This window comes from Solirubrobacter pauli, from assembly GCF_003633755.1.
GTDB classification, from domain to species: domain Bacteria; phylum Actinomycetota; class Thermoleophilia; order Solirubrobacterales; family Solirubrobacteraceae; genus Solirubrobacter; species Solirubrobacter pauli.
In genome coordinates this window covers 3,676,299-3,701,354 of the sequence record NZ_RBIL01000001.1, presented here as the reverse complement: position 1 = coordinate 3,701,354, position 25,056 = coordinate 3,676,299, and the positions used below count along the sequence as shown (strand labels likewise).

Here is a 25,056-nt window from a genome sequence, read left to right as displayed (position 1 = left end):
CGAAAGGACTACCGCAACGAGCCGTTGCGCGCGCCCTTGTCGACGTACATCGCGCGGTCGGCGTGCGCGAGCAGATCGTCGGCGGTGCCGCCGTCGGACGGGTACAGCGCGACGCCGATCGCCGCGCGCAGCTCCATGTCGTCGAACGACGGCGTCAGCGCCTCGCGCACGCGCTCCACCGAGTCCGCGACCGCGTCGACCCGGTCCAGGTCCGTCAGCACGACCACGAACTCGTCGCCGCCGAGCCGCGCCACGAGGTCGCGCTCACGGACGCAGCGACGCAGCCGGGCCGCGACCTCGCGCAGGGCCGAGTCGCCGGCCGCGTGCCCGCGCGTGTCGTTGATGGCCTTGAAGCCGTCGAGGTCGAGCATGACCACGCCGACCGCACGCGAGCGCGCCGCCGCCCGCCCCAGCGCTGCCTCCAGCGTGCGCTCCAGCGCGCGCCGGTTCGCCAGCCCGGTCAGCGCGTCGTGGTCGGCCTCGTGGCGGGTGCGCCGGTCCTGCTCCACACGGGCCGTCACGTCGTCGTAGGAGGCGACCGCGCCGTACTGCTCACCGTGCTCGTCGCGCAACGGGTTGGCGTGGATCTCGACCCACAGCAGGGAGCCGTCGCGACGCACGAAGCGGACCACTTGATCGGAGACCTCCTCGCCGAGCAGGGCCCGCGTGAGCGGCTGCTGCTCGTCGCTGAGCAGGTGCCCGTGGTCGTCGAGCAGGTCGACCGGGATGCCGCTCACCGGCCGGTCGGCGATGTCCTGCACGGCGACGCCGAACAGCGCCGCGGCGGCGTCGTTGACCACGACCACGCGCGCGTCCATGTCGACGACCACCACGCCCTCCTGCAGGCGGGAGAGGATCTCGCCGTTCAGGTGCTCGGAGGCCCGCAGCGAGCGCAGGTGCGCGCGATGCGCGGTGATGTCCATGAACGCCGCGAGCACCGACGTGCCCCCGAGCGGCGTGATCTGGACGCGCCACCACGTGTCGGCCTCGCCCGGCCACTCGAGCACGGCGGGCGCCTGCGCCTGGCACGCCGCCGCCAGCTGGGCGCGGTCGCAGGGGAGGTCGGCCCGCCGGCGCGCCTCCTCGCTCGCCCAGGTGCGCGTCAGCTCGCCCCCGCTCAGCTCCCACATCTGGAGGGCGACGGGGACTTCGTCAAGCACATGTCGATCGGGCACCCGCACCTGCTTTACCCGCTCAAACGGGGATCACACCCCGCTTGCGGTATGGACGCTCCAATTTCTTGCCTTCTGCGAGCCCAAGCGCCTTGATGATCGTCGGGCGCGTCTCGCGCGGATCGATCACGTCGTCGATCATGCCGTTGCCCGCGGCGAGGTAGACGTCGATCATCTTGCGGTAGCCCTCGACCATGTCGGCCTTGTTCGGAGCGTCGCGGAACAGGATCTCCGCCGCGCCCTCGGCGCCCATGACGGAGATCTCCGCCGACGGCCACGCGACGATCAGGTCGGGCTCGTAGGCGCGACCGTTCATCACGTAGTAGCCGGCGCCGTAGGCCTTGCGCAGCACGACCGTGATCTTGGGCACCGTGGCGGACGCCACGGCGTGCAGCATCTTGGCGCCGTGCCGGATGATGCCCGCCTGCTCGACCTTCGTGCCGACCATGAACCCGGGCACGTCGACCAGGAACACGAGCGGGATCCCGAACGCGTCGCACAGCTGGACGAAGTGCGCGGCCTTGTCCGCCGAGTCGTTGTCGAGGATGCCGCCGAGGTGGCGCGGTTGCGACGCGACGATGCCGACCGGCCGGCCGCCCATCCGCGCCAGGCAGGTGATGATCGTCTTCGCCCACTTGGGCTTGAGGTCCAGCCAGCGTCCGTCGTCGACGATCAGCCGGATCACGTCGTACATGTCGTACGGCTTGCGGTTGGACTCGGGCAGCACGTCGAGCAGCGCCTCGTCCATCCGGTCGACCGGGTCCGAGGCCTCCAGCCGCGGCGGCGCCTCCTCGCAGCTCGCCGGGAAGTACGACAGGTACTCCTTGATGCGGGCGATGCACTCCTCGTCGTCGGCCACCTCGAGGTCCCCGACGCCGGACTTGCGGCAGTGCACGCGCGCCCCGCCGAGCGCTTCGGGCGTGACGTCCTCGCCGATCGCGGCGCGCACGAGATGCGGCCCGGCGAGCGCCATCGAGCCGCGGCCGGACACCATCGGCACGAAGTCGGCCAGCCCCGGGATGTAGGCGGTTCCCGCCGCGCACGGGCCCATGACCGCCGCGACCTGCGGCACGACGCCGCTCATCACCGACTGCTCGCGGAACAGCGCGCCCGTCTGCGCGAACTGCGCGCCGACCGCTTCCTGGATCCGCGCTCCCGCCGAGTCCAGCAGCCACACGATCGGGATCCGCTTGGTCAGCGCGAGCTCACGGACGCGCGCGACCTTGATCTCACCGGTCATCCCCATCGCGCCGGCCATCACCGTGAAGTCGTAGGCGACGATCGCGACCGGCCGTCCGTCCACGTGCCCCCAGCCGGTGATCACGCCGTCCGCGGGCGCGTCCTTGCCATCCATCGCGCGCTGGGAGAAGTGCGGGCGGGCGTGGATGCCGAGCTCGGTGAAGTCGTCGGTGAGCAGCGCGACCCGCTCGCGCGCGGTCAGCTTGCCGGCCTGGTGCTGGCGGGCGATCTTCTCCTCGCCCCCACCCAGCCGGGCGGCGGCGCGACGTTCCTCGAGGTCAGCGGCCAGCGGTCGCAACATGCCCATAACCTGCCAACCTCGCGTCGGCGAGGCGCAGCACCGCGGCGACGCTCGATCCTTCTCGCGGGAGGTCGACGGTCACGCCCCGGCAGCTGACGCCGCTCGTGCGATCCCGTACGGCGGTGCAGGCGGCGGCGACGACCTCGGCGTTCCCCGCGTCGAGCAGCGCGCACAGCTGCACGCCGCCGAGCCGGTACACGTGCCCGTGCCCGACGAGCAGGCTCTCCAGGCGCGCGCCGAGGCGGGCCAGGAGCGCGTCCCCGGCGACGTGGCCGTGCGCGTCGTTGTAGCCGCGCATGCCGTGCAGGTCGAAGAGCGCGAACGTCGCCGCGCGGCCGTCGTCGAGCAGCTGCTCGAGGTCGTCGAGCAGCGCGCGGCGGTTGCCGAGGCGGGTGAGCGTGTCGTGCGTCGCCACGAAGTGCAGCTCGGCCGCGGCCGCCGCCACCGCGCGGTTCGCGCGCCGCAGCTCGACCTCGGCCATCGCGGCGCCGGCGAGGTCCTCGAGCACGCCGTGGTCGCGACCGGTCCACTGGCGCGGCTCGTGGTCGACGGCGCACAGGGCGCCGATCCGCTCGCCGTCGGACGTCACGAGCGGCATGCCGAGGTAGGAGACGACGCCGAAGGCCTCGATCGCGGGGTTGCCCGCGACCTTCGGGTGCGAGCGCGCGTCGACCACCTCGAGCGGAGCGCCCGACTCCACGACGTGCCTGCAGAACGAGTGCGAGAGCGGCGTCTCGCGCACCCGCCCGAGTCCGACCGAGCTCTTGAACACCTGGCGGTCCTCGGTGATCACCGTGAACAGCGCCACCGGGACGTGCAGCACCTCGGCGACGAGCCGGGTCACGCGGTGCAGCGCCGCCTCGCCGTTGCCGTCGAGCAGGCCCGTCTCGGCCAGCGCCGCGAGCCGGCGGGGATCGCCGACGCCGGTCAAGGCAGGATCGTCCTGACGATCGACTCGACCAGTTCGACGTTCGCCGGCTCCGGGTACTCGAACGCCGTCACCTCGAGCCCGACGACCTCGCAGTCGCGGCTGACCTCGGTGAGCAGCGTGCGCAGGCCGGTGTCGCTCATGCCGCCGGGCACCGCGAACTGCGACGGCAGCACGTCGGGGTCCAGCACGTCCAGGTCCAGGTGGACGTAGACCTTGTGGCCGCGCAGGCGGTTGGCCACCTCCGAGGGGCGCACGTTCTTGGCGCCGGTCGTGTCCATGAGCACGCGCTCGCCCGCGTCGAGGTCCCGCACGCCGCACATGAGCACGCGCGCCGGCTCGATCGACGGCTCGAAGCCCGCGTCCCAGACGCCGCACGAGGCGGCCAGGCACATGCCGCCGAGGAACCCGGACGGCGTCGTGTCCGGCGTGTTGTAGTCGCCGTGCGCGTCCAGCCACAGCACCCGCACGTCCGGCTCGTGCCGGGTCACGGCCTGGAAGGTCGTCATGCAGATCGAGCAGTCGGAGGAGGTGAGCACGGGGAAGTGGCCGGCGGTGAGCATGTCGTCCACCTGGCCTCCGGCTTCGAGCAGGCAGCCGTGCGAATCTCTCAGGTCCGCGTCCCAGTTGGCAATCCGTGGTTCGCCGAATGACCCGACCAGGCGGGCCTCGGGGTCCAGGGCGAGCGCGAGCGCCTCGGCCCCGCGCGAGCCGCCGGGCGTCCGGTCGGATGTGCGGCAGCGCAGCGCGGTGACGCTCAGCGGCCGGTCCACAGGGGCTCCCGCTTGTCCATGAAGGCCGTCACGCCCTCCTTGATGTCGTCGGTCGAGAAGGCGAGGCTGAGCTGGGCGTGCAGGTACTCGAGCGCGTCGGCGAACGCCATGTCCTGCTGGCGGTACATGGCCGCCTTGCCCATCCGCATCAGCAGCGGCGACTTGGCGGCGAGCCGGCCGGCCCAGTCGGCGACGGCGGCGTCGAACTCGGCGTCGGGCACGACCCGGTTGACGATGCCGATCCGCTCGGCCTCGGCGGCGGAGATCTGCTCGCCCAGGAGCAGCAGCTCGTTCGTCTTCTTGCGGCCGACGTTGCGGTAGATGAGCGCCATGATCATGAACGGGAACACCCCGACGTTGATCTCGGGCGTCCCGAAGCGCGCGGACTCGGAGGCGATGATCAGGTCGCACGCGAGCGCGACGCCGAGCGCGCCGGCCAGGACGTGGCCGTTGGCCGCGCACAGCGTCGGCTTGCCGAGCCCGCCGATGGCCTGGAACAGCGCCACGAAGCGCTCGCTCGCGAAGTGCTTGTGCACGAGCGGGACCCCGGCCGTGAAGCCCTTCAGGTCCCCGCCGGCGGAGAAGACCTTCTCGTGCGTGGACGTGAGCACGACCACGTGCACGTCGTCGTCGGCGCGGGCGCGCGCGAACGCGCCCAAGAGGTCGTCGAGCAGCTCGTCCGAGAGCGCGTTGCGCGCCTCCGGGCGGTCCATGGCGATGGTCGCGACGTGATCCTGGACGTCGTATCGCAGAGTGGTGAAACCCATCGGCTGTCGAGCCTATCCGCAAGGCGTAAGGTCCAGTCAATGGCCGCGACCGATGTTCTGAAGCCCGATCACGCCGCGCCACGGCGGCACTTCATCTTCACCGAGGAGCACGAGGCGCTCCGCGAGTCGATCCACGCCTTCGTGGTGAAGGAGATCGCACCGCACGCCGAGGAATGGGAGGAGACCACCTTCCCGGACTCGGTGTTCCCCCGGATGGGGGAGCTGGGCTTCCTCGGCCTGTCGATGCCGGAGGAGCACGGCGGTCAGGGCGGAGACTACTTCTGCAACCTCGTGCTCGCCGAGGAGCTGTCGCACTCGGGCTCCGGCGGGTTCGCGATGGGCATCGCGGTGCACACCGACATGGCCACGCCGCCGATCCTCCAGTTCGGCACCGAGCAGCAGAAGCGGGACTACCTCGCACCGGCCATCCGCGGCGAGAAGATCGCCTGCCTGGGCATCACCGAGCCAGATGCCGGCTCGGACGTGAAGGGCATCCGCACGCGGGCCGTCCGCGACGGCGACGAGTGGGTGATCAACGGCTCGAAGACCTACATCACGAACGGGTCGCGCGCCGACTTCATCGTGCTCGTGACCAAGACCGACCCGGACGCGGGCTACGACGGCTTCACGCTCTTCATCGTCGACATGGACGCCGAGGGCGTGATCCGCGAGAAGAAGCTCGAGAAGCTCGGGATGCACGCGAGCGACACCGCGCTGCTGGCCTTCAACGACGTGCGCGTGCCCGACACCGCGGTGCTCGGCCAGGTCGGCAAGGGCTTCTACCACATCATGTGGGAGCTCCAGGGCGAGCGGCTGATCGGCGCCGCGGGCTGCGTCGCGGGCGCCCAGCGCGCGTTCGACCGCACGCTCGCGTACGCGATGGAGCGCAAGGCGTTCGGCCGCGAGATCGGCCACTTCCAGGTGATCCGCCACAAGTTCGCCGCGATGGCGACCAAGATCGAGCGCTCCCGCCAGCTCGTCTACTCCACCGCCTGGCGCTTCGCCAACGGCGAGTACCCGGTGCGCGAGATCTCGATGGCCAAGCTCGACTCCGCGCAGATGTGCAACGAGGTCGCCGACGAGTGCCTGCAGATCTTCGGCGGCGCCGGCTACATGCGGGAGTACCAGATCGAGCGGGCGTGGCGTGACCTGCGCCTGAACCGGATCGGCGCCGGCACGGACGAGATCATGCTCGACGTGATTGGCCGTTCGTACGGTTTATAAGCGCTTGAGCTTCAGGTAGCGTCGGGCGATGCGGAGGGTCTACCTCGGCGCCATGGTCGGCGCCCTGGTTTCGCTCGGTGTCGCGCAGCCGTCGCTGGCTGCCGACCGCGCGGAACCGTTGAACCAATACATCGTCACCGGCACGGACGCCCAGCTCAAGCAGCTCGGGGCCGAGGGCTATGACGTGACCGAGGGCGCGGACGCGCCCGGACGGACCGGCATCGTCGCGACACCCGCGCAGGCGGACGTGCTCGAGGCCAAGGGCTACGACATCGCCCCGGTGGGCAAGGAGCAGACGGCCACGGCGGCCGCGGTCGCGGCGGGCATCCCGCTCGCCGACCCGACGTGGGGCTACGACGTCTTCCGCCCGTACGCGCTCAAGCCCGCGGCCTGCCAGACGACGTGCTCGGGTGCGGTCGACGCGGCCGGCCAGCCGGTGAACCTGAAGACGTTCTACGACACGCTCGCGGCCGCCAACCCGACGCTGGTCAAGCGCGTCGTCTACGGGCAGTCGCTGAACGGCCTGGACCTGGTCGCCTACAAGGTCACGGCCAACGCCAACACGATCGCCGACGGCGGCAAGCCGGGCGTGATGTTCCACGGCGCCCAGCACGCGCGCGAGTGGATCTCGGCCGAGGTCGTGCGCCGCGGCTTCCAGTACTTCCTCGAGCACGCGACCGACGACGCCTCCGGCATCCCCGCCGTGCTCGCGTCCACGGAGACGTGGTTCATCCCGGTGCTGAACCCGGACGGCTACGACTACACGTTCCAGAGCTCGTCCACCCGCCTGTGGCGCAAGAACCTGCGCGACACCAACGGCAACGGCACGATCCAGAGCGGCGACGGCATCGACACCAACCGCAACTTCTCCGAGAAGTGGCGCTACGACAACGAGGGCGCGTCCAACACGCCGTCGAGCGACACCTACCGCGGCCCGACGCCCGAGTCCGAGCCCGAGGTCAAGTCGTTCCACGAGCTGATGACGCGGATCAAGCCGGAGTTCTACATCGACTACCACTCGTACGCGCAGCTGGTGCTGTACCCGGTCGGCTGGCAGGTGGAGACCTACGGCGGCGACAACCCGCTGATGGAGTCGCTCGCCGGCACCGACCGCGTTCCGGCCGTCGCGGGCTACGACCCCGACGTCGGCGGCGAGCTCTACACCACCAACGGCGAGATCACCGACACGATGTACCTGCAGGAGAACGTCCTGGGCTACACGGTCGAGCTCGACGGCGGCTCCGGCGGTGCGGTCGGCGGCACCAAGGCCCCGGGCAGCTCGAACCCGAGCGGGTTCATCTTCCAGGACCGCGAGGCCGACGTGCAGGCCGTGTTCGCCAAGAACCTGCCGTTCATGCTCGACCTCGCGAAGTCGGCGCCGACCCCGGACCAGCCGTCCTCGCACATCGGCGCGAAGATCCCGGACTTCGTCCCGGCCCCGTTCACGACCTCCTACGGCAACCCGCAGACCGTCGAGGTCAACGCGCGGCGCGCGCTCGGAGCCGTGACCGTGAAGTGGCAGATCAACGACGGCGCCGTCTCCAGCGGCCCGACGACGGAGTTCGACGGCGGCGAGCGCTACGGCGAGTCCGGCGTCTACTACCACCGCATGCGCGGGTCCGTCTCCGGCTTCAAGGCCGGCGACAAGGTCAAGGTGTGGTTCGAGGCGGGCGGCAAGAGCGCGGACGCGTTCACGTTCACCGCGTCGCCGCTCGGCCGCGGCAGCCAGGTGCTGGTGCTCGCCGCCGAGGACTACAGCGGCACCTCGCCGAACGCGGCGCCCGGCACGGGCCCGAGCTACCTGTCCACCTACCTCGAGGCGCTGGGCGACGCGGGCATCCCCGCCGACGTCTACGACTTCGACGCGCAGGGCCGCAACCTCGCGGACCTCCACGGCGTGCTCGGCCACTACAAGGCCGTCATCTGGTACACGGGCGTCGACGACTACGTGCGCGACCCCGGCCAGACCACCGGCGTCTCGAAGGTCTTCGACGACCAGATCATCGCGGTCCGCGACTACCTGAACGAGGGCGGCAAGGTGCTCGTCGCCGGCCAGCGCGCGCTTCAGGGCGCGTGGTCGCAGTACTCCTACAACCCGCTCGGGCGCGTCCCGGCGGCGCCGCAGTGCTCGAACACGGGCAACGCGACCGGCCAGCTGGAGAACTGCGTGCAGGTGTCCAACGACTTCCTGACCTACTGGATGGGCGCGGGCAGCTCGCGCGCGAACGTGGCCACCACCGAGGCGACGGTCGGCGCGCGCACGATCACGGGCGTCTCGCCGTTCTCGGCGGCGTTCTCGCTCACCGGGCAGGCGTACCTCCCGGGCTTCACGCCGACGTCGACGACGCTGTCGCCGTCGCTGTTCCCGTGGTTCGCCTCCTCGAAGGGCACGCACGCGATCTCCGGTGCGACGACCTTCGCGGGCGTCTCCACCGACGACACGCTGCTGTGGGGCTTCGGCCTGGAGAACGTGGCCGACCGGGCCAAGCGCAAGTCGCTCGTGTTCGAGGCGATGAAGCACCTCGGCGTGGACCCGTACACGTCGACGACGGGCACCGCCGGCGGCACCGTCCCGGCCACGCTGGCGCTGACGCTCGGCGCGCCGGCGACGTTCGGCGCGTTCACGCCGGGCGTCGACCGGGAGTACGCGACCAAGACCGACGCGACCGTGATCTCCACGGCGGGTGACGCGACGCTGACGGTGTCCGAGCCGGGCCGCCTGACGAACGGCGCGTTCTCGCTCGCGGAGCCGCTGCGCGTCGAGCTGGCCAAGTCCGCCTGGACCGGTCCCGTGTCGAACGAGAAGGTCGACGTGACCTTCAAGCAGCTGATCAAGAAGACCGATCCGCTGCGCACCGGCTCGTACTCGAAGACGCTGACCTTCACGCTCAGCACGACTCAGCCGTAATCCGATAGTCGGGGGTCCGCGTAATTCGCGGACCCCCGTTATCGTCCGGGTCCATGGGAGTCCTGGACGACAAAGTGGCGATCGTGACCGGGTCGGCGCGCGGCATCGGCCGGGCGACGGCCGAGCTGCTCTCCGAGCACGGCGCCAAGCTGATCATCAACGACCTCGACACCGACCTCGCCGAGCAGGCGGCGTCGGAGATCGAGGGCGAGACGGCGGTCTACGGCGGTGACCTGACCAAGGACGGCGCCGCCGACGAGCTGGTCAAGACGGCGATCGACGCCTTCGACAAGATCGACATCATCGTCAATAACGCCGGCTACACGATCGACGCGCCGATCCACAAGATGTCCGACGACGCGTTCCAGCGCATGCTCGACATCCACACGATCGTCCCGTTCCGCGTCATCCGCGCCGCGGCGCCGCATCTGCGCGAGCCCGCCAAGGCCGAGCGCGAGCAGGGCGTCGAGGTGTTCCGCAAGATCGTCAACGTGTCCTCGATCAGCGGCACGATGGGCAACGCCGGCCAGGCGAACTACTCGGCGGGCAAGTCGGCGGTGGTCGGCCTGACGAAGACGCTGGCCAAGGAGTGGGGCCAGTTCAAGATCAACGTCAACGCGGTCGCGTTCGGCTGGATCGAGACGCGCCTGACGGCGTCCAAGGACTCCGAGAACACGATGGAGATCGACGGCCAGACGGTGCAGCTCGGCATCCCCGAGCAGATGCGCTCGATGGCGCCGGCCCTGATCCCGATCGGCCGCCCGGGCACGCCGGAGGAGGCCGCCGGCGGCGTGTTCTTCCTCTGCTCGCCGTGGTCGAACTTCGTCCACGGCCAGGTGCTCAACCTCACCGGCGGCCAGTTCACGGGGATGACGTCATGAAGCTGGTCAAGCCCTCGGGCGAGGAGCGCGACGTCCCGCGCGGCGTCGTCGGCGGCGCGGAGATCTCGCAGGCCACCACGGGCGCGCACAACCTGTACATGGGCATCTTCCGCGTGCCCGCCGGCGCGCAGGGCCGCCCGCACTACCACGACAACTGCGAGAGCGCGCTCTACATGCTCTCCGGGTCGGTCGAGATCCGGTTCGGCGACCAGCTGCAGGAGTCGCTCCTCGTCGAGGCCGGCGACATGCTCTACGTGCCGCCGCGCGAGACCCACACGGTCACGAACACGTCGGCCACCGAGCCGGCCGAGTACGTCGTCGCGCGCGACTCGCCGACCGAGGACTCCGTCGAGGTCCCCTGGGCCGACCAGCCCACTTGAACGTCCAGGTCGTTTAAGTAAGCGACCACTAACTTGGCGCGTTCGCGCCCTTGCGCCGACATGGAAGTGAGTGAACACTTACTTCCATGTCGCGTTCTCGTTCTGGCTGGACCTTCGCGATCGTCTCGATCGCCCTCTTCATGGTCGTGCTCGACAACCTCGTCGTCACGACCGCGCTGCCGTCGATCCGCACGGACCTCGGGGGTGGCCTCGAGGACCTGCAGTGGACGGTCAACGCCTACACGCTGTCCTTCGCCGTGCTGCTGATGACGGGCGCCGCGCTCGGCGACCGCTTCGGGCGCCGGCGGATGTTCCTGGTCGGCCTCGGCATCTTCACCGTCGCTTCAGCGCTCGCCGCGCTGGCGCCGTCGACCGGCGCGTTGATCGCCGCCCGCGCGCTGCAGGGCGCCGGCGCCGCGATCGTGACCCCGCTCACGCTCACGCTGCTGTCCGAGGCGTTCCCGCCCGGCAAGCGCGGTCTCGTGATCGGCCTGTGGTCGGGCATCTCCGGCCTCGGCGTCGCGCTCGGCCCGTTGATCGGCGGCGCGGTCGTCGACGGCATCTCCTGGCACTGGATCTTCTGGATCAACGTGCCGATCGGCCTCGCGCTGCTGCCGCTCGCCCGCACGCGCCTGAGCGAGTCGTTCGGCCCCGCCGACCGGCTCGACCTGCCGGGGCTCGGCCTCGCCGGCGTCGGCCTGCTGGGCGTGGTGTTCGGCATCGTCCGCGCCGAGGCGCTCGGCTGGACGTCGGCCACCGTGCTCGGCTCGATCATCACCGGCGTGGTCGGGCTGATCGCGTTCGTCGCGTGGGAGCTGCGCGCGCCGGCCCCGATGCTGCCGATGCGCTTCTTCCGCTCGCGCGCCTTCGCCGCCTCCAACGGCGTGTCGCTGGCGATGTACTTCGGCGTCTTCGGCTCGATCTTCCTGCTCGCGCAGTTCTTCCAGGTCGTGCAGGGCCTCTCGCCGCTCGAGGCCGGGCTGCGGACGCTGCCGTGGACCGCGATGCCGATGCTCGTCGCGCCGATCGCGGGCATCCTCAGCGACCGGATCGGCTCGCGCCCGCTGATGTTCGCCGGGCTCGCGCTGCAGGCGGTCGCCATCGGCTGGATCGCGTCGGTCTCCACGCCCGACGTGGCCTACTCCTCGCTGGTGCCGCCGTTCATCCTCGCCGGCACGGGCATGGCGCTCGTGTTCGCGCCGACGGCCAACGCGGTGCTGGCCGCCGTCCGGCCGCAGGAGGCCGGGCAGGCGAGCGGCGCGACCAACGCGATCCGCGAGGTCGGCGGCGCGCTGGGCGTGGCCGTGCTCGCGTCGGTGTTCGCGTCCAGCGGCTCCTACGCCTCCCCGCAGGCGTTCGTCGACGGCATGACGAGCGCGGCGTGGGTCGGCGCGGCGGTGCTGGCGGTGGGTGCGCTGCTGGCGCTGCTCGTGCCGGGGAAGCCGCGTCCGGCGGCGGCGACTCAGGAGGGCGCCGAGCCGGTCCTGGTCGCCGCGTCGTAGAGCGCGCGGACCTCCGCGAAGATGGCGTCGGCGGCGGCCTGCTCCTGGTCGCGCGTCGGCGCCTCGACGCGTTCGTAGGCGAACGGCTCGCCGTAGTAGACGCGGACCTTCGGGAACTGGCCGCGCTTCCAGTTGCGCACGTGGCTGGAGCCGATGATCGCCACGGGGACGATCGGCGCGCCGGACAGGAGCGCGAGGCGGCCGATGCCGCGCTTGGCCTTCTTCGCCGGCTCGCCGGTGCGCGAGCGGCCGCCCTCGGCGTACATGGCCATCACGTCACCGCGACCGAGGACCGTCGTGGCGGTGGTGAACGCCTCCTCGTCGGCGAAGCCGCGGCGGACCGGGAAGACGCCGCCGTGCGTGTAGACGAACGACATCGGCGGCTTGAAGAGCTGCGACTTGGCCATGAAGTGGACCTTGCGGCGCAGCGCCACGCCCAGGAAGAAGTGATCCAGGAACGAGAAGTGGTTCGGTGCGAGGATCACGGGGCCGACGGCGGGCACGCGCTCCGGGTGGGTGTTGCTGACCCGGAAGAAGATCCACCCGATCAGGCTCATCAGGATCCGGACGACCTCGTAGATGAAGTCGGGCTCGCGCGTACGCGTGCGCTCGTGGAAACGGTCGAAGTCCGCTTTCGCCCGCGGGTCCTTGTACTGCTGCTCCTTGAGCTCGACGAGGTCCGACTGGCTCATGCGCAGAGTATGGCGGCCGGTCGTGATGGGTGGGGATCGTCCAGGAATCCCCACCCACCACTTCCTTCGCCGGTTCGCCGGTCGCCGCGGGAGGAGAGATCGCGACGAGCAGCGAGATGAATAGTGGCGGGAGGCGCCGTATCTCCCAATCGACCGCGCGTACGTAATCGCCGCGATCACGATCGACACGGTGTCTATATCGTGCGGCCTGTGACGCAGATCGAAGCGCACATCACCGGCACGGTGTGGAAGATCGAGGTCGCCGTCGGCGACTCCGTGGACGAGGGCGACGTGGTCGCGATCCTCGAGTCGATGAAGATGGAGATGCCCGTCGAGGCCGAGGATCCGGGCGTCGTGGCGCGGATCCTGGTCGAGGAGGGGCAGGCCGTGCAGGAGGGCGACCCGCTGGTGGAGCTCACCTAGATGGGCTCGGTCGCCGTCGACTGGCCGGTCGACGGCGTCGCGCGGGTCACCATCGACAACGCGGCCAAGCGCAACGCGCTGGACGCGGACATCCTCGAAGGGCTGGCGCGCGAGCTGCCCGGGCTGGACGCGCGCTGCGTCGTGTTGACCGGTGCGGGCGGCGCGTTCTCGGCGGGGTACGACATCGGCAACCTCACGCCGGAGCGGCTTGCCGACGTCTTGATCCACCCGTTCGAAGCCGCGATGGCGGCCGTCGACGCGCTGGCGATGCCGGTGGTCGCGGCGATGGGTGGCCACGCGTTCGGTGGCGGGCTCGAGCTGGCGCTCGCCTGTGATCTGCGCGTGTGCGCGCCGGCCGCGAAGCTCGGGATGCCGCCGGCGCGGCTCGGCGTCGTCTACTCGCACACGGGCCTGCGGCGCTTCGTCGACGCGATCGGCAGCGCCAGGACGCGCGAGCTGTTCTTCACGGCACGTCCTGTCGGCGCGGATGAGGCCCTGGCCTGGGGGCTGGTGAACGAGGTGACTGACGCTGTCGAGGCCCGCTCGGTCGAGTTGGCGCGCTCGATCGCGGAGCTGGCGCCGTTGGCTCAACGCGGCAACAAGCGCGTGCTCCAAGCCTTGGTCCCGCCGCTCGACCCCGCGCTCGACGCCGAGCTGGAGGCGCTGCGGAACGCCGCGTTCGCCTCCGACGACTTCGCCGAGGGCGTACGCGCTTTTGTAGAGAAACGCGCACCGCGCTGGTCGGCTCGATAAGTCGTCCGAGCCGCCCCGTAGCTTCCGCGCAACGTCACTCAACTGAGGATCGTGGATGCTGGATCTCGAGGACCGCCTGGACGAGCTCAACCAGCTCGGCCTGCACCAGCGCATGCGGATGGTCTCCGGCCCGCAGGGGCCGCGCGTGGTGCTCGACGGGCGGCCGGTGCTGTTGCTGTGCTCGGGCAACGCGCTCGGGTTGGCCGACCACCCCAAGGTCCGCCAGGCAGCCGCGGACGCGGCGATGCGCTGGGGCGTCGGCGCGGGCGCGGCCCGCGTCTCGTGCGGCACCATGACCCTGCACAAGCGCCTCGAGGAGCGGCTCGCCACCTTCACCGGCCAGCGCACCTCCTTGCTCTTCGGCTCGGGGGCGATGGCGAACCTGGGCGTCATCCCGGCGCTCGCCCGCCGCGGTGAGGTCGTCCTGCACGACGAGCTCGCCCACTCCTCGATCGTCGACGGCTGCCGCCTATCCGGCGCCGAGGTGATGCCCTACCGCCACGCCGACGCCGACCACCTCGCCTGGACGCTGCGCCAGTGCGACGGCCGCGCGACCCTGATCGCCACCGACGGCATGTTCGGCATGGACGGCGACGTCGCCCCGCTCCACGAGATCGTCGCCCTCGCTCGCCGCTACGACGTCCGCGTCCTCGTCGACGAGGCCCACGCCCTCGGCGCGCTGGGCGAGGACGGCCGGGGCGCGGTCGCCGAGGCCGGGCTCGTGGGTGACGTCGACGTGATCACCGGCACGCTCGGCAAGGCCCTCGGCTCCTACGGCGGCTTCGTGGCCTGCGACCACGTCACCGCCCGCTTCCTCGTCCACTCGGCGCGCACGTTGCTCCACTCGACAGCGCTGCCCCCGGTCGCCGCGGCGGCCGCCATGGCGGCACTGGACCTCCTCGAAGAGCAACCGCGCCGGGTGGCGAAGCTCCGCGCCAACGCCGAGACCCTCCGCGACGCCCTGGCCCGCGAGGGCTTCGACGTCTCCGGCGCCGCGGCCCACGTGGTCCCGCTCGTGGTCGGCGACGCCGAGCGCGCCGCGCGGATGGTCGACTACGCCCTTGAGCTGGGCGTCTTCGCCGAGGCCGTCCGCCCGCCGGCCGTGCCGGACGGCACGGCGCGGGTGCGCTTGTCGGTGATGGCCTCGCACACTCGCGAGGAGTTGCGCGAGGCGGCGACGGTGATGGGACGAGCCGCTCTGCGGGCCGGGTTCCGGCCGGGCTTCGGCGTGCCGGTCGCCGCGGCGCAGCTGGCCGCGTAGCGGCGCGGTTGGAGAGGGCGCGCGGTTTTGGGCTGGGCGCCGTTGCGAATTCGGAACGAACGGCAAACACCGCCACCGATGGGGTGGTGAGCCTGCCGCGCGGCAGGGGTGAGGTCGCAAACGTGCGCATACCGACGGTTTCCGACCGCACCCCCGCTGAAGGACGGAGGTGCCGTCGCAAACTTGCCCCTGGCGCAAGGTTCCGACGGCACCCCTTGCGCTGCGCTCCACGCGGGTGGCACCCCACCCCTATCGGTGCTGGTGTTCGCCGTTCGCTTCGAGTTCGCAACGGCGCCCAACCAACACCCGCGCGCCCCCTCTAGCCACCCGGTCCACCCCGCGCCCGCGAATCTCGGCCGCGCGGCCAACGTAAACCCGCCGCGCCCGGGCTTGAATGGCGCGCATGGCCGTTCAAGAGCTCCACGTCCACCCCCACGCCAGCACCGGGGGTTGGGTCCTCGGGCCCGCGTGGTTCGCAACCCTCAGCGAGGCCGAGCAGGCGGCGCGCCGGCAGGCCGCGACGCAGGGGCAGGGCAGCCGGATCTTCCTGCACGACCGGTACCACCGGGTCCGCACGATCGGCGGGCGGCGGCCGGGTCAGCCGTAGCGCAGGACCGCTTCGACGACGAGCGCCGCGTTGTCGGGCGCGGGCCGTCCGTCGGGGAGGGTCGTGACGTCTTCGAGGCCGATGCGGATGTCGTGGCCGCGAGGGACGGCGGCGTCCATCACGGCCCAGGTGGCCGGGCCGACGCCGTGGTGCAGGCGCGGGACGGTGGAGCCGGCGGCGTCCAGGACCGCGTCGATCTCGTCGGCGACCGCGATCGCCTCGTCGGCGTTCTCGGAGCGGGGCTCGACCAGCACGCGCCGCACCTGGACGCCGGTGGAGAGCAGGTGCTCGGCGTCGGCGGCGGTCCAGACGCCGGCCTCGATGCCGATGCCGTGGCCGATCAGCACGTCGGCCAGCTCGCGCCAGCCCTCTTCGCTGAGGTTCAGCGACACGAGGTCCGGCCGCTCGGTCCAGCCGGAGACGGCGCGGAGCCGCGCGTCCACGTCACCGCTGGTGATCCACAGCCCCGTCGAGAGGGAGAGCTCGACGCCGCACGGGCGGAGCGCGCGGACGGCGGCGAGGATGTGATCGGCCTCGAGGGTCTCATGGCCGTCGGGGTCACGCGGGTGCGCGTGGATCGAGACCGCGCCGGCGGCGACGCACGCGACGGCCTCGGCGCCCAGCTCCTCCGGAGTGCGCGGGACGCCGGACTCGCGATCGCCGTTCAGGCAGGCTTGGAGGACCATGCTCTCGGAAGGCAGACGCCGGCGAGCAGGCCCGCGGCGATGATGAACGTCCAGGTGGTGCCCACGAGCGGGATCAAAGCAAGCGCGGCGGCGAAGTTGCCGACGAGCCCGCCGGCGGTCGACAGCGCGTAGAGCCGTCCGGTCGCGTCGCCGGCGCCCGCCACCGAGCTCACGCGCAGCCGGATCGCCCACGGCGTCAGCGCGCCGAGCACGACCAGCGGCGGCGCGACCAGCACCAGCTGCACCAGGAAGGAACCGCCGAACTCGCCCAGCGAGTCCTCGGTCGCCCCCAACAGCGGGAGCGCGACCAGCGGGATCAGCGCGACCATCAGCGCGCCCGCGAGCCCGCCACGCGCCATCGCGCGCTCGTGCGGGTGGCGGTCCGCCAAGCGGCCGCCGAGCCAGTAGCCGATCGCCAGGGCTGCCAAGGCGATGGCAATGGTATTGGCCCAGACGACCGTCGACGCTCCGAACGCGGGCGCGATCAGCCGCGCCGCGGCGAGCTCGGCCGCGAGCGTCGTCACGCCCGAGACGAACTTGACGATCTCGACGAAGCCCCAGCGCGACGCCGCCGGGGTGACCGTGGCGGCGCTCATCGGTTCTCCTCCGCCGCGTAGGACACGATCGACGCGTCGATGAGCCACTCGACCGGCGCCCGGTCGTCGGTGAAGACGGTGCCGCCGCGCAGCGGGCCTTCGAGGCGCGCCGCGCTGTCCTGCGCCAGCGTCTGCAGGTCCGAGGACACGGGCGCGTTGGCGATCCCTCCCGCCGTCAGCGGCGTGTCCGAAGCCATCACGAGCGAGTTCTGCGACCGGATCGGGTCGCGCACGACGTGCTTGAACACCGCGCCCATCGTCGCGCTCATCGCCTCCTCGAGGGCCGGCGAGTCGTTCGGATGGCCGATGTTGACGATCACCGATCCGCCCGGTGCGAGCCGCGAGCGCACGAGCTCGAAGAACTCCTTCGTCGTCAGGTAGAAGGGGATGTACGGCTGCCGGTAGGCGTCGACGAAGATCGCGTCGTAGGGACCCTCGTTCTGGCGCAGGAACGGCCGCGCGTCCTGCGTGTGCTCGCGCAGCTGCGGGCGCGCCTGCAGGCCGAAGTAGCGGTGCCCGATCTTGAACAGCTCGGGGTCGATGTCGACCGCGTCGATCACGGTCTCCGGGTAGTACTGCGCGTACGCCCGCGGCACCGTCCCGGCCGCGGTGCCGAGCGCCGCGATCCGCGCCGGCGGGCGGCCCGAGCCGGTCGCGAACGGCATCGTCAGGAAGCCGTCCCAGTAGCCGCCGGTCAGCACCGTGTCCCGGCGCCACAGCGAGTGGATCGCCTGGCCCTCGTTGAGCTCGAGCAGCCGGTCGCCGTCCTCCTGCTCGATCACCCGCGCGTACTGGTAGGGCGTCTCGCGCTCGTACAGCACGCGGTCGCCGTCCTCCGGCGGCTTCGTCGTGCCGGGCGGGATCAGCAGCGCCGCGCCGAGCACGACCGGGACGACCAGCGCGCGCGGGTCGAAGATCGACACCGCCGCGACGAGCGCGGGCAGCAGCGCAAGCACGAGGAACGTGCGCTGGGAGCCGATCGCCTCGATCGACCACAGCGCGACGAAGAACACGCCGATCAGCGAGCCGACCGTCGAGATCGCGTACAGCCGGCCGGAGACCGACCCCGCCTCGTCGACCGAGTCGAGCTTGATCCGCGTCGCCCACGGGGACACCGTGCCGAGCAGCAGCAGCGGCACCGCCACCAGCACGAGCGTGCCGAACAGCGAGGCCGCGAACGCGCCGACCGAGACGGTGTCGAACGCGTCGACGCTCAACGACAGGAACGGGTGCGCGATGAACGGCACGACCGCCAGCAGCGCGGAGCCGACCAGCACGCACACGCACAGCGCGTACGGCGACGGCCGCCGGTCGGCCAGCGTCCCGCCGAGCTTGTAGCCCGCCGAGAGCGCCAGCAGCACCACCGCGATCGTGTTCGCCCAGATGACCGTCGAGGTCCCGAAGAACGGCGCCAACAGGCGCGTCGCCGCGATCTCGGCCCCCAAGGTCGAGAGGCCGACGGCGAAGACGAGCGCCTCGAGCGGAAGCCGGAGGCGCCGCTCAGCGCCCCGGGACTCGAGGGCTGTCACGGAATAGAAACTAGCCTTCGAACGGGGAGAAGTCCGCTTTCCTGGCACCGCAGACAGGGCAATACCAGTCCTTCGGGATGTCCTCGAAGGCGGTGCCCTCGTCGATCCCGCCGTCGGGATCGCCTTCCTCCGGGTCGTAGATGAAGCCGCAGGATTCGCAGATCCACTGCCGGTCCGTGTCCGTGCTCATGTGGGCGCATATTAGGCTGGCGGGATGGCGCAGCACGGTCCCGAGCCCGGCACGATCCTCAACGAGAGCGGCGTTCCCACCGAGCCGCGCCAGGCCGCGACGGTGATCGTCGTCCGCGGCGGCGCCGACCGGCTCGAGCTCCTGATGGCGCAGCGCACCCCCAAGGCGCGGTTCATGGGCGGCGCCTGGGTCTTCCCCGGGGGCGCGGTCGATGCGCACGAGGGCACCGGCGACGCCGCCCACCGCGCGGCGGCCGTGCGCGAGGTGTCCGAGGAGGTCGGGATCACGCTGCCCGACCCCGCCGCGCTCGTCCCGTTCGCGCGCTGGATCACGCCGCCCGAGGTGTCGATCCGCTTCGACACGTACTTCTTCATCGCGGTCGCCCCCGAGGGTGCCGAGATCGAGATCGACGGCCAGGAGATCGTCGACGCCCGCTGGTTCGAGCCGGGCCGCGCGCTCGAGGGAGCGGAGGCCGGCGAGCTGCTGATGGTCTTCCCGACGATCAAGAACCTCGAGCGGATCGCTCGGTTCAAGAGCGCCGACGCGCTGGTCGAGTGGGCGTCGGCCCGCGAGGTCCGGCCGGTGCAGCCGCGCGTCGAGGGTCAGGGCGAGGCCGCCCGGATCGTCCTCGACGACGAAGACGACGTGTAACCGCACGCACCAGCGACCTTCGCCGTTCCCGCCAGCGGGGTATCCCGTTTGCAAAGGAAATGTTGCGTTGAAGGACGACAACTGGTCAGGCGCTGAGCGCGCAAGGCGGATCGCGGCGCTCGGCGTGCTCCTGATCGCGGCGAGCATGCTCGGCGCGACGCTCGCGGGACTCGACGTGCGCACGCGCAACCTGGCGCCGATGTCGCCGGTCACGTGCGTCGGCTTCATCGCTGCGGCGATCGGCGCGGGCGCGCTCCCCCGGCGGCACCGCCTGGCCGTCGGCGCGGGGCTGCTCACGGCGCTCACGGGCGCCGCGGGGATGCTCGACTCGGCGCTGGACAGCGGCCGCTGGATCAACCGCGCCGTCTTCGACACCGACGCCGCGATCTCGGTGTTCACGGCCACCGCCCTCGTCCTGATCGGCGCCGCGATCACGCTCCACGGCCGCGGTTGGGTGGTCACGCGACGCCTGGCGTTCGCCGCCGGCGCGATCGGCGCGGCCGCGGTCATCGGCTTCCTCCTCGGCGTGCCGTACTTCTATGGCGGTTCGCGCTTCATCCAGATGAGCTGGCAGGCGGCGCTGTGCACGGTGCTGATCTCGCTCGCGATCATCTGGTCCCATCCGAGCGGCCAGTTCTTCTCGGACACGCTCAGCGGCCGCTTCGCGCGCCGCACCGTGCCGGCCGTCCTCGGCATCCCGATCGTCTCCGGCGCGCTCGCCACCGCCGTCGCCCGGGCCGGGTGGTGGGAGTGGAGCGTCGCCGCCTGGGTGATGACGCTGACCGCGGTGGGCGGGCTCGCGTTCGTCGTCGCGATGGCGGTCAAGCGGCTCGAGGAGGACGACCGCCGCCTCACCGAGCTCGCGATCCGCGACCCGCTGACCGGCGCCTACAACCGCCGCCACTTCCTCACGCAGGCCGAGAACGCGGCCGCCCGCGCGCGCCGCTACGGCGAGTCCGCGGCGATCGCGGTCATCGACCTGGACCGCTTCAAGGCGGTCAACGACCAGTGGGGCCACGCGGCGGGCGACGAGGCCCTCACCCGCATCCACCGCGCCCTGCGCGCGCGGCTGCGCTCCAGCGACGTGCTCGGCCGGATCGGCGGCGACGAGTTCGCGGCGCTGATCCTGCACGTGAACCCGGACGAGGCGTCGCACGTCGCGGCGGAGCTGCGCGCGGCCGTGCACGAGGTCGGCCGCGAGATGACCGCCGAGGGCCGGCCGAACCAGCTCGGCGCGAGCATCGGCGTGGCGACCATGACCACGGACGCCGAGGTCGAGGCGCTGGTCGAGCTCGCCGACCAGCGCATGTACGACGAGAAGCGTCTAGCTCATGAGGTCGAGAGCCGCGCCAACCACTGACTCGGCGTCGATCTCGTGGTGCTCGTAGAGGTCGACGATGTCACCGGCCTGGCCGAAGCGCTGCACGCCCAGGCAGGTGATCGGCGAGCCGAGGAAGCTCAGCGTGTGCGGGTGCCCGTCGAGCAGGCTGACGATCGGGACGCCCGGGCGGAAGAGGCTCGTGAGCGTGTCCGGGTTGCCGTCGCCGAGGCCGGAGCGGGCCTGGTGCGAGCGGAACAGCCGGTCGGCGGAGGTGATGCAGACGACCTCCGCGTCGCCCAGGATCTCCGCGGCCTCGAGCGCCTCGGGGACGAGCGCGCCCATCACGGCGATGCTCACCCGCGGGTTCGCGTGGGCCTTCAGCCGGTAGCCGCCGGCGATCGCCTCCTCCCGCGTTCCCGTGTGCAGCGATTGGTCGATCGGCCGCGTCGAGAGCCGGAAGTACGCGGAGGTCCCGCCCGGCTTGCCGAGCTGGGAGAGCGCGTGCAGGAAGCACCACTCGAAGTCCTGCCCGAACGCGGGCTCGTAGGCGATGCACCCCGGCTGCTCGATGCCGATCGACGGCGTGATCACCGACTGGTGCGCACCACCCTCAGGGCCGAGCGTGACGCCCGACGGGGTGCCGACGAGGATCGACTGGCCGCCGGCGTAGATCCCGAACGACCACGGCTCCAGCGCGCGGCTGACGAACGGGTCGTAGATCGTGCCGACCGGCAGGAGCGGCTGGCCGTCGCGGGACCACGTCGCGCCGAGCTCGCCCAGCATGCCGACGAGGTTGACCTCCGCGATGCCGAGCTCGATGTGGCGGCCGTGGTCGTGCTCGCGCCAGCGGACGAGCGTGTCCGTGTCGTCGGCGAACCAGTCGATCCGGTCGCCGACCGACCAGATGCCGGCCTTGTTGATCCAACCGCCGAGGTTGGTCGACGTGCCGACGTCCGGGCTCACCGTCACCACGCGGTCGGCGACCTCGGGCGCCTCGCGCGTGAGGTCGACGAAGAAGCGCCCGAAGGCCTGCTGGGTGCTCGCCCGGCCAGTGTGCTTGCGGCCCAGGTCCTGCGGGACCTTCGGGGCGGGCACGGCGCGGGTGGAGCCGCGCTTGAGCCGCGCGCCGGTCGCACGGCACAGCTCGGCCTCGGGCGAGCCGGGCGCGAGCGCGCGGAACGGGTCGTCGGCGTCCTCGCCGAGCTTCGTCGCGAGCTCGCGGTACTGCTCGTGGTTGAGCAGCGCCGAGTGGTTGGCGGGATGGCCCTCGGTCGGCAGCGACCAGCCCTTGATCGTGTAGGCGAACACGACGGACGGCCGGTCGACGACCGCGTCCGCCTGGCGGTAGCCGTCGATCAGGCTCGCGAGGTCGTGGCCGCCGAGGTCGCGGAAGGTGGCGAGCAGGTCGGCGTCGCCGAGGTCGTCGGTGTCGACCTCCAGGCGCCGGCGCAGCTCGGGCGCGTCGGCGCGCAGCAGCCGCTGGTACTCCTCGTTCGGCATCCCGTCGATGCGGGCGCGCAGGTCGTGGCGCCGCGCGAGCCGCGGGCCGTACTTGACCATCACGGTGTGCCAGCCGGCGGCCTCGAACATCGCGGCGAGGCGGCCGGCGGCGATGTCCGGGACGACGCGGTCCAGCGACTGCCGGTTGAGGTCGACCACCCACATCACCTCGCCGAGGCGGGAGACCATCGGGTCGGCGATCGCCTCCCAGCAGGCGCCCTCGTCGAGCTCGGCGTCGCCGATCAGCGCGATCTGGCGGCCGCCGCGCGGCACGTCGAAGTGGCCGGCGACGTAGCGGTGCGCGAGCGCGCCCCAGATCGGCGCGGTGGCGCCGAGGCCGACGGAGCCGGTCGAGTAGTCGACCGGGTCCGGGTCCTTCGTGCGCGACGGGTACGACTGCAGCCCGCCGTACTGGCGCAACGTCGTCAGGTAGCGGCGGTCGAGCCGGCCGAGGAGGTGGTTGATCGCGTGCAGGACCGGGCTCGCGTGCGGCTTCACGCTCACCCGGTCAGGGCTCTCGAGCACCGCGAAGTACAGCGCGGTCATGAGCGACACCATCGACGCGCTCGACGCCTGGTGGCCGCCGACTTTCACGCCGGAGCGGTTGGGGCGCACCCGGTTCGCGTGGTGGACGATGCTCGTCGCCAACCACAGGACCCGCTGCTCGACCCGCTTGAGCGCTTCGAGATCGATCTCCTCCGTCACGCGCCGGAGCCTATTCGTTGAAGCAGTACTTGACCGTCTGGAAGCCGGCGCGCAGTTCGAGCGCCTCACGCTGGACGTGCTCGGGGTCGCGGTCCTCGACGAGCACGCCGGCGATCATGTCGGCGATCGCCTGCATCTCCAGCTCGCCCATGCCGAGGCGGGTGACCTCGGTGGTGCCGATCCGCAGGCCGTGCGGGCGGTCCCAGTCCTCCGGGGTGTTGTCGGGCAGGAGGTTCTTGTTGGTGATGATGTTCGCGCGAGCGAGGCGGTGCGCAACCTCCAGCCCGCCGCCGAACTCACGCACGTCGGCGATCACCTGGTGCGTGCGCGTGTAGCCCTTGTGGGCGCCGAGCACCGGCACGCCGCGCGTGTGCAGCGCGTGGGCGAGCGTCTGCGCGTTGGCGACGATCGCGGCCATGTACTCCGGCCCGAACGCCAGCAGCTCGGCCGCGGCGGCGGCGAGCGCGGCCACGCGGTTGACCTGGTGCGTCGCGGCGAGCGCCGGGAAGACGGCGTCGAGGATCGGCTGCGTCAGCTGCGGGTCGTTCCAGACCGCGACGCCCGACTGCGGGCCGCTGAACGTCTTGCCGGCGCTGCCCGTGATGATGTCGGCGCCCTCGCGCAGCGGATCCTGGAACTGGCCGCCGGCGATCAGCCCGAGCTGGTGCGCGCCGTCGAAGAAGACGATGCCGTCCCACTCGCTCACGATCTCCTTGATCTGGGCCACCGGGAGCGGGAACAGGGTCATGGAGGCGCCGAGCGCGACGAGCTTGGGCTTGGCGGCGCGGGCGGCGACGGCGAACGCGTCGAGGTCGACCTCGAGCTCGTGCGCGTCGTAGGGCACGTCGAGGATGTTCAGGCCGCGGATCCCGGCGGGGCCGTCGTAGCGGTTGGAGCTGTGCCCGCCGACGGGCTGCGGGATCGTCATGACGGTGTCGCCGGGCTCGGTGAGCGCGGCGTACACGGCCATGTTGCCGATCATGCTCGCGACGAGCCGGTGCTCGGCGTAGTTGCTCTTGAAGAGCCGCTTGAGCAGCTCGACGCACAGCGCCTCGACCTCGTCGATGTGCTTCGTCCCCGCGAACCAGCGGTTGACCGGGCCGATGTGGCCCTCGGCGGCGCGCTGGCCGATCTCGGCGCTGAGGAGGTTGCGGACCGTCGGGGAGACGAGCGCTTCGGGCGCCAGCAGGTTCACGCACTCGTTGCCGCGCCACCGCTCGTTGCGCGAAACCGCGGCCAGGACCTCACGCTGCATCGCCGCCGGGTCGGCCGCCGCGTCGAGCAGCGCACGGGCGGCGCCGAGCGTCTCGGCGTCGTGGATGTCGGGCGGGGCGATGGCGGTCATTCGAAGCTCCGGTCGATGAGGGCTCCCAGCGAGAGCCAGTTCTGCTTGACGAGGTCGGCCGCGTCCTCGGGTGCGGCGAGGAGGATCTCGGCGTGCTGCTTGACGGACGCGCGGCCGGACAGCGAGCCGAAGCGCAGGCGCTCCAGCCGCCGGATGCGTGGCATCAACCGCTCCAGCGTGCGCGGGATCTCGGCGTTCGCGGCAGCGGTGACGAACACGCCGTGGAAGGCGTCGTCGGCCTCGAGCGCGGCGTCGACGTCGCCGTCGCGCAGCGCCTCGGCGAACCGGTTGTTCGCGTCCCGCAGGGCAGCGCGGTCGGCCTCGGTCAGCTTCGGCACGGCGAGCTCGGTCGCGAGCGCGTGGAGCGCCGCGACCACCGGGAACGCGTCCCGCGCCGCCCGTCGGTCCAGCGGGGTCACGCGGGTGAAGCGCTGGGGCGCGGTCTCGACGAGGCCGTCCTGCTCGAGCCGGTTGAGGGCCTCCCGCACCGGCGTCCGGCTCAGCCCGAGCCAGGTGCACAGCTCCTGGTCGCGGAGGCGCTCGCCCGGCGCCAGCGTGCCGTCGACGATGGCGTCGCGGATGGCCGCGTAGGCCCGGTCCCGCAGCAGGTCGCGATCCAGCGCCGCTTGTCTCTCAGGAACTGGCATGTGAAATATCAGTATGCCAGTGCCAAGGATATGCGGCAAGGGGTTGCGTGCGTGTGTGCTCGTTGCGCAACGCTG

General features: G+C 71.6%; 24 protein-coding genes. 11 read left to right on the top strand and 13 right to left on the bottom strand.

Annotated features, from left to right (window positions below; translation table 11 throughout):
* Positions 1 to 8: 8 nt before the first annotated feature.
* From C8N24_RS17315 to C8N24_RS17295, 5 genes are read right to left on the bottom strand one after another with little or no spacing between them, the layout of a single operon-like run.
* Complete coding sequence (locus tag C8N24_RS17315) at positions 9 to 1,160, bottom strand: GGDEF domain-containing protein (protein ID WP_147447848.1); 1,152 nt, start codon at positions 1,158 to 1,160, stop codon at positions 9 to 11.
* 34 nt (positions 1,161 to 1,194) lie between these two features.
* Entirely contained in the window at positions 1,195 to 2,712 is a 1,518-nt protein-coding gene (locus C8N24_RS17310; RefSeq protein WP_245971875.1) for an acyl-CoA carboxylase subunit beta, read from the bottom strand.
* The gene (locus C8N24_RS17305) at positions 2,690 to 3,643 is read right to left on the bottom strand and encodes a sensor domain-containing diguanylate cyclase (RefSeq protein WP_170179161.1); all 954 of its coding nucleotides are present in this window, start codon (positions 3,641 to 3,643) and stop codon (positions 2,690 to 2,692) included. Before C8N24_RS17305 ends, C8N24_RS17310 begins: the two co-directional genes overlap by 23 nt.
* Positions 3,640 to 4,413 carry an arginase family protein gene (locus tag C8N24_RS17300; protein ID WP_121251913.1) on the bottom strand — a complete coding sequence of 258 codons (774 nt, stop codon included), beginning with the start codon at positions 4,411 to 4,413 and terminating at the stop codon, positions 3,640 to 3,642. Before C8N24_RS17300 ends, C8N24_RS17305 begins: the two co-directional genes overlap by 4 nt.
* The gene (locus C8N24_RS17295; RefSeq protein WP_121251911.1) at positions 4,398 to 5,180 is read right to left on the bottom strand and encodes an enoyl-CoA hydratase/isomerase family protein; all 783 of its coding nucleotides are present in this window, start codon (positions 5,178 to 5,180) and stop codon (positions 4,398 to 4,400) included. The genes C8N24_RS17300 and C8N24_RS17295 overlap by 16 nt, the downstream gene beginning before the upstream one ends.
* 39 nt (positions 5,181 to 5,219) lie before the next feature.
* Here C8N24_RS17295 and C8N24_RS17290 point away from each other — a divergent pair, with 39 nt between their 5' ends.
* The 5 genes from C8N24_RS17290 to C8N24_RS17270 all read left to right on the top strand — a co-directional run bounded on the left by C8N24_RS17290 (position 5,220) and on the right by C8N24_RS17270 (position 12,075).
* Positions 5,220 to 6,404, top strand: a complete 1,185-nt coding sequence (locus C8N24_RS17290) for an acyl-CoA dehydrogenase family protein (protein ID WP_121251908.1) — start codon at positions 5,220 to 5,222, stop codon at positions 6,402 to 6,404.
* Between the two features lie 28 nt (positions 6,405 to 6,432).
* Positions 6,433 to 9,312, top strand: a complete 2,880-nt coding sequence (locus C8N24_RS17285; protein ID WP_121251906.1) for a M14 family zinc carboxypeptidase — start codon at positions 6,433 to 6,435, stop codon at positions 9,310 to 9,312.
* Positions 9,313 to 9,365: 53 nt separating this feature from the next.
* Positions 9,366 to 10,193 (top strand): SDR family NAD(P)-dependent oxidoreductase, encoded by an 828-nt coding sequence (locus tag C8N24_RS17280; protein WP_121251904.1) that lies wholly within the window; start codon positions 9,366 to 9,368, stop codon positions 10,191 to 10,193.
* The gene (locus C8N24_RS17275; protein ID WP_121251902.1) at positions 10,190 to 10,573 is read left to right on the top strand and encodes a cupin domain-containing protein; all 384 of its coding nucleotides are present in this window, start codon (positions 10,190 to 10,192) and stop codon (positions 10,571 to 10,573) included. The genes C8N24_RS17280 and C8N24_RS17275 overlap by 4 nt, the downstream gene beginning before the upstream one ends.
* A gap of 86 nt (positions 10,574 to 10,659) precedes the next feature.
* Positions 10,660 to 12,075, top strand: a complete 1,416-nt coding sequence (locus C8N24_RS17270) for a DHA2 family efflux MFS transporter permease subunit (protein WP_121251900.1) — start codon at positions 10,660 to 10,662, stop codon at positions 12,073 to 12,075.
* Here the strand turns inward: C8N24_RS17270 and C8N24_RS17265 are convergent.
* Complete coding sequence (locus C8N24_RS17265) at positions 12,036 to 12,767, bottom strand: lysophospholipid acyltransferase family protein (protein WP_121251898.1); 732 nt, start codon at positions 12,765 to 12,767, stop codon at positions 12,036 to 12,038. The two genes, C8N24_RS17270 and C8N24_RS17265, sit on opposite strands and share 40 nt — an antisense overlap.
* Before the next feature lie 210 nt (positions 12,768 to 12,977).
* Here C8N24_RS17265 and C8N24_RS17260 point away from each other — a divergent pair, with 210 nt between their 5' ends.
* From C8N24_RS17260 to C8N24_RS17245, 4 genes are all read left to right on the top strand, one after another.
* The gene (locus C8N24_RS17260) at positions 12,978 to 13,190 is read left to right on the top strand and encodes a biotin/lipoyl-binding carrier protein (RefSeq protein WP_121251896.1); all 213 of its coding nucleotides are present in this window, start codon (positions 12,978 to 12,980) and stop codon (positions 13,188 to 13,190) included.
* Entirely contained in the window at positions 13,191 to 13,943 is a 753-nt protein-coding gene (locus C8N24_RS17255) for an enoyl-CoA hydratase/isomerase family protein (protein WP_121251894.1), read from the top strand.
* 55 nt (positions 13,944 to 13,998) lie between these two features.
* Complete coding sequence (locus tag C8N24_RS17250) at positions 13,999 to 15,204, top strand: aminotransferase class I/II-fold pyridoxal phosphate-dependent enzyme (protein ID WP_121251892.1); 1,206 nt, start codon at positions 13,999 to 14,001, stop codon at positions 15,202 to 15,204.
* Between the two features lie 403 nt (positions 15,205 to 15,607).
* Positions 15,608 to 15,811, top strand: coding sequence for a hypothetical protein (locus C8N24_RS17245; protein ID WP_147447847.1), 204 nt, complete (start codon positions 15,608 to 15,610; stop codon positions 15,809 to 15,811).
* Here the strand turns inward: C8N24_RS17245 and C8N24_RS17240 are convergent.
* Genes C8N24_RS17240 through C8N24_RS17225 form a run of 4 tightly spaced genes read right to left on the bottom strand, consistent with a single transcriptional unit; the run spans position 15,802 to position 18,812 of the window.
* Positions 15,802 to 16,497 carry a 3-keto-5-aminohexanoate cleavage protein gene (locus tag C8N24_RS17240; RefSeq protein ID WP_121251888.1) on the bottom strand — a complete coding sequence of 232 codons (696 nt, stop codon included), beginning with the start codon at positions 16,495 to 16,497 and terminating at the stop codon, positions 15,802 to 15,804. The two genes, C8N24_RS17245 and C8N24_RS17240, sit on opposite strands and share 10 nt — an antisense overlap.
* The gene (locus C8N24_RS17235) at positions 16,476 to 17,093 is read right to left on the bottom strand and encodes a fused MFS/spermidine synthase (RefSeq protein WP_121251886.1); all 618 of its coding nucleotides are present in this window, start codon (positions 17,091 to 17,093) and stop codon (positions 16,476 to 16,478) included. Before C8N24_RS17235 ends, C8N24_RS17240 begins: the two co-directional genes overlap by 22 nt.
* On the bottom strand, positions 17,090 to 18,622 hold the full coding sequence (locus C8N24_RS17230; RefSeq protein ID WP_121251884.1) for a spermidine synthase: 1,533 nt from the start codon (positions 18,620 to 18,622) through the stop codon (positions 17,090 to 17,092). Before C8N24_RS17230 ends, C8N24_RS17235 begins: the two co-directional genes overlap by 4 nt.
* A 10-nt stretch (positions 18,623 to 18,632) precedes the next feature.
* A complete protein-coding gene (locus tag C8N24_RS17225; RefSeq protein ID WP_121251882.1) occupies positions 18,633 to 18,812 on the bottom strand; it encodes a rubredoxin in 180 nt (59 codons plus the stop codon).
* 24 nt (positions 18,813 to 18,836) lie between these two features.
* On the opposite strand from C8N24_RS17225, the gene C8N24_RS17220 reads away from it, so the two are divergent.
* Positions 18,837 to 19,463 (top strand): NUDIX hydrolase, encoded by a 627-nt coding sequence (locus tag C8N24_RS17220; RefSeq protein ID WP_121251880.1) that lies wholly within the window; start codon positions 18,837 to 18,839, stop codon positions 19,461 to 19,463.
* A gap of 67 nt (positions 19,464 to 19,530) precedes the next feature.
* Positions 19,531 to 20,823 carry a GGDEF domain-containing protein gene (locus C8N24_RS17215; protein ID WP_121251878.1) on the top strand — a complete coding sequence of 431 codons (1,293 nt, stop codon included), beginning with the start codon at positions 19,531 to 19,533 and terminating at the stop codon, positions 20,821 to 20,823.
* Here the strand turns inward: C8N24_RS17215 and C8N24_RS17210 are convergent.
* Genes C8N24_RS17210 through C8N24_RS17200 form a run of 3 tightly spaced genes read right to left on the bottom strand, consistent with a single transcriptional unit; the run spans position 20,788 to position 24,981 of the window.
* Positions 20,788 to 22,989 (bottom strand): transketolase-like TK C-terminal-containing protein, encoded by a 2,202-nt coding sequence (locus C8N24_RS17210; protein WP_211340003.1) that lies wholly within the window; start codon positions 22,987 to 22,989, stop codon positions 20,788 to 20,790. The genes C8N24_RS17215 and C8N24_RS17210 overlap by 36 nt on opposite strands.
* A gap of 10 nt (positions 22,990 to 22,999) precedes the next feature.
* A complete protein-coding gene (locus tag C8N24_RS17205; protein WP_121251876.1) occupies positions 23,000 to 24,334 on the bottom strand; it encodes a serine hydroxymethyltransferase in 1,335 nt (444 codons plus the stop codon).
* Entirely contained in the window at positions 24,331 to 24,981 is a 651-nt protein-coding gene (locus C8N24_RS17200) for a GntR family transcriptional regulator (RefSeq protein WP_121251873.1), read from the bottom strand. Before C8N24_RS17200 ends, C8N24_RS17205 begins: the two co-directional genes overlap by 4 nt.
* Between the last annotated feature and the right edge of the window lie 75 nt (positions 24,982 to 25,056).

Excerpts from the sequence above, each read along its gene's own strand:
- C8N24_RS17270 (WP_121251900.1), top strand. The coding sequence starts at position 10,660 with ATGTCGCGTTCTCGTTCTGGCTGGACCTTCGCGATCGTCTCGATCGCC.
- C8N24_RS17295 (WP_121251911.1), bottom strand. The coding sequence starts at position 5,180 with ATGGGTTTCACCACTCTGCGATACGACGTCCAGGATCACGTCGCGACC.
- C8N24_RS17275 (WP_121251902.1), top strand. The coding sequence starts at position 10,190 with ATGAAGCTGGTCAAGCCCTCGGGCGAGGAGCGCGACGTCCCGCGCGGC.
- C8N24_RS17290 (WP_121251908.1), top strand. The coding sequence starts at position 5,220 with ATGGCCGCGACCGATGTTCTGAAGCCCGATCACGCCGCGCCACGGCGG.
- C8N24_RS17310 (WP_245971875.1), bottom strand. The coding sequence starts at position 2,712 with ATGTTGCGACCGCTGGCCGCTGACCTCGAGGAACGTCGCGCCGCCGCC.
- C8N24_RS17220 (WP_121251880.1), top strand. The coding sequence starts at position 18,837 with ATGGCGCAGCACGGTCCCGAGCCCGGCACGATCCTCAACGAGAGCGGC.
- C8N24_RS17250 (WP_121251892.1), top strand. The coding sequence starts at position 13,999 with ATGCTGGATCTCGAGGACCGCCTGGACGAGCTCAACCAGCTCGGCCTG.
- C8N24_RS17205 (WP_121251876.1), bottom strand. The coding sequence starts at position 24,334 with ATGACCGCCATCGCCCCGCCCGACATCCACGACGCCGAGACGCTCGGC.
- C8N24_RS17245 (WP_147447847.1), top strand. The coding sequence starts at position 15,608 with ATGGCCGTTCAAGAGCTCCACGTCCACCCCCACGCCAGCACCGGGGGT.
- C8N24_RS17235 (WP_121251886.1), bottom strand. The coding sequence starts at position 17,093 with ATGAGCGCCGCCACGGTCACCCCGGCGGCGTCGCGCTGGGGCTTCGTC.
- C8N24_RS17240 (WP_121251888.1), bottom strand. The coding sequence starts at position 16,497 with ATGGTCCTCCAAGCCTGCCTGAACGGCGATCGCGAGTCCGGCGTCCCG.
- C8N24_RS17285 (WP_121251906.1), top strand. The coding sequence starts at position 6,433 with ATGCGGAGGGTCTACCTCGGCGCCATGGTCGGCGCCCTGGTTTCGCTC.
- C8N24_RS17280 (WP_121251904.1), top strand. The coding sequence starts at position 9,366 with ATGGGAGTCCTGGACGACAAAGTGGCGATCGTGACCGGGTCGGCGCGC.
- C8N24_RS17255 (WP_121251894.1), top strand. The coding sequence starts at position 13,191 with ATGGGCTCGGTCGCCGTCGACTGGCCGGTCGACGGCGTCGCGCGGGTC.
- C8N24_RS17265 (WP_121251898.1), bottom strand. The coding sequence starts at position 12,767 with ATGAGCCAGTCGGACCTCGTCGAGCTCAAGGAGCAGCAGTACAAGGAC.
- C8N24_RS17225 (WP_121251882.1), bottom strand. The coding sequence starts at position 18,812 with ATGAGCACGGACACGGACCGGCAGTGGATCTGCGAATCCTGCGGCTTC.
- C8N24_RS17200 (WP_121251873.1), bottom strand. The coding sequence starts at position 24,981 with ATGCCAGTTCCTGAGAGACAAGCGGCGCTGGATCGCGACCTGCTGCGG.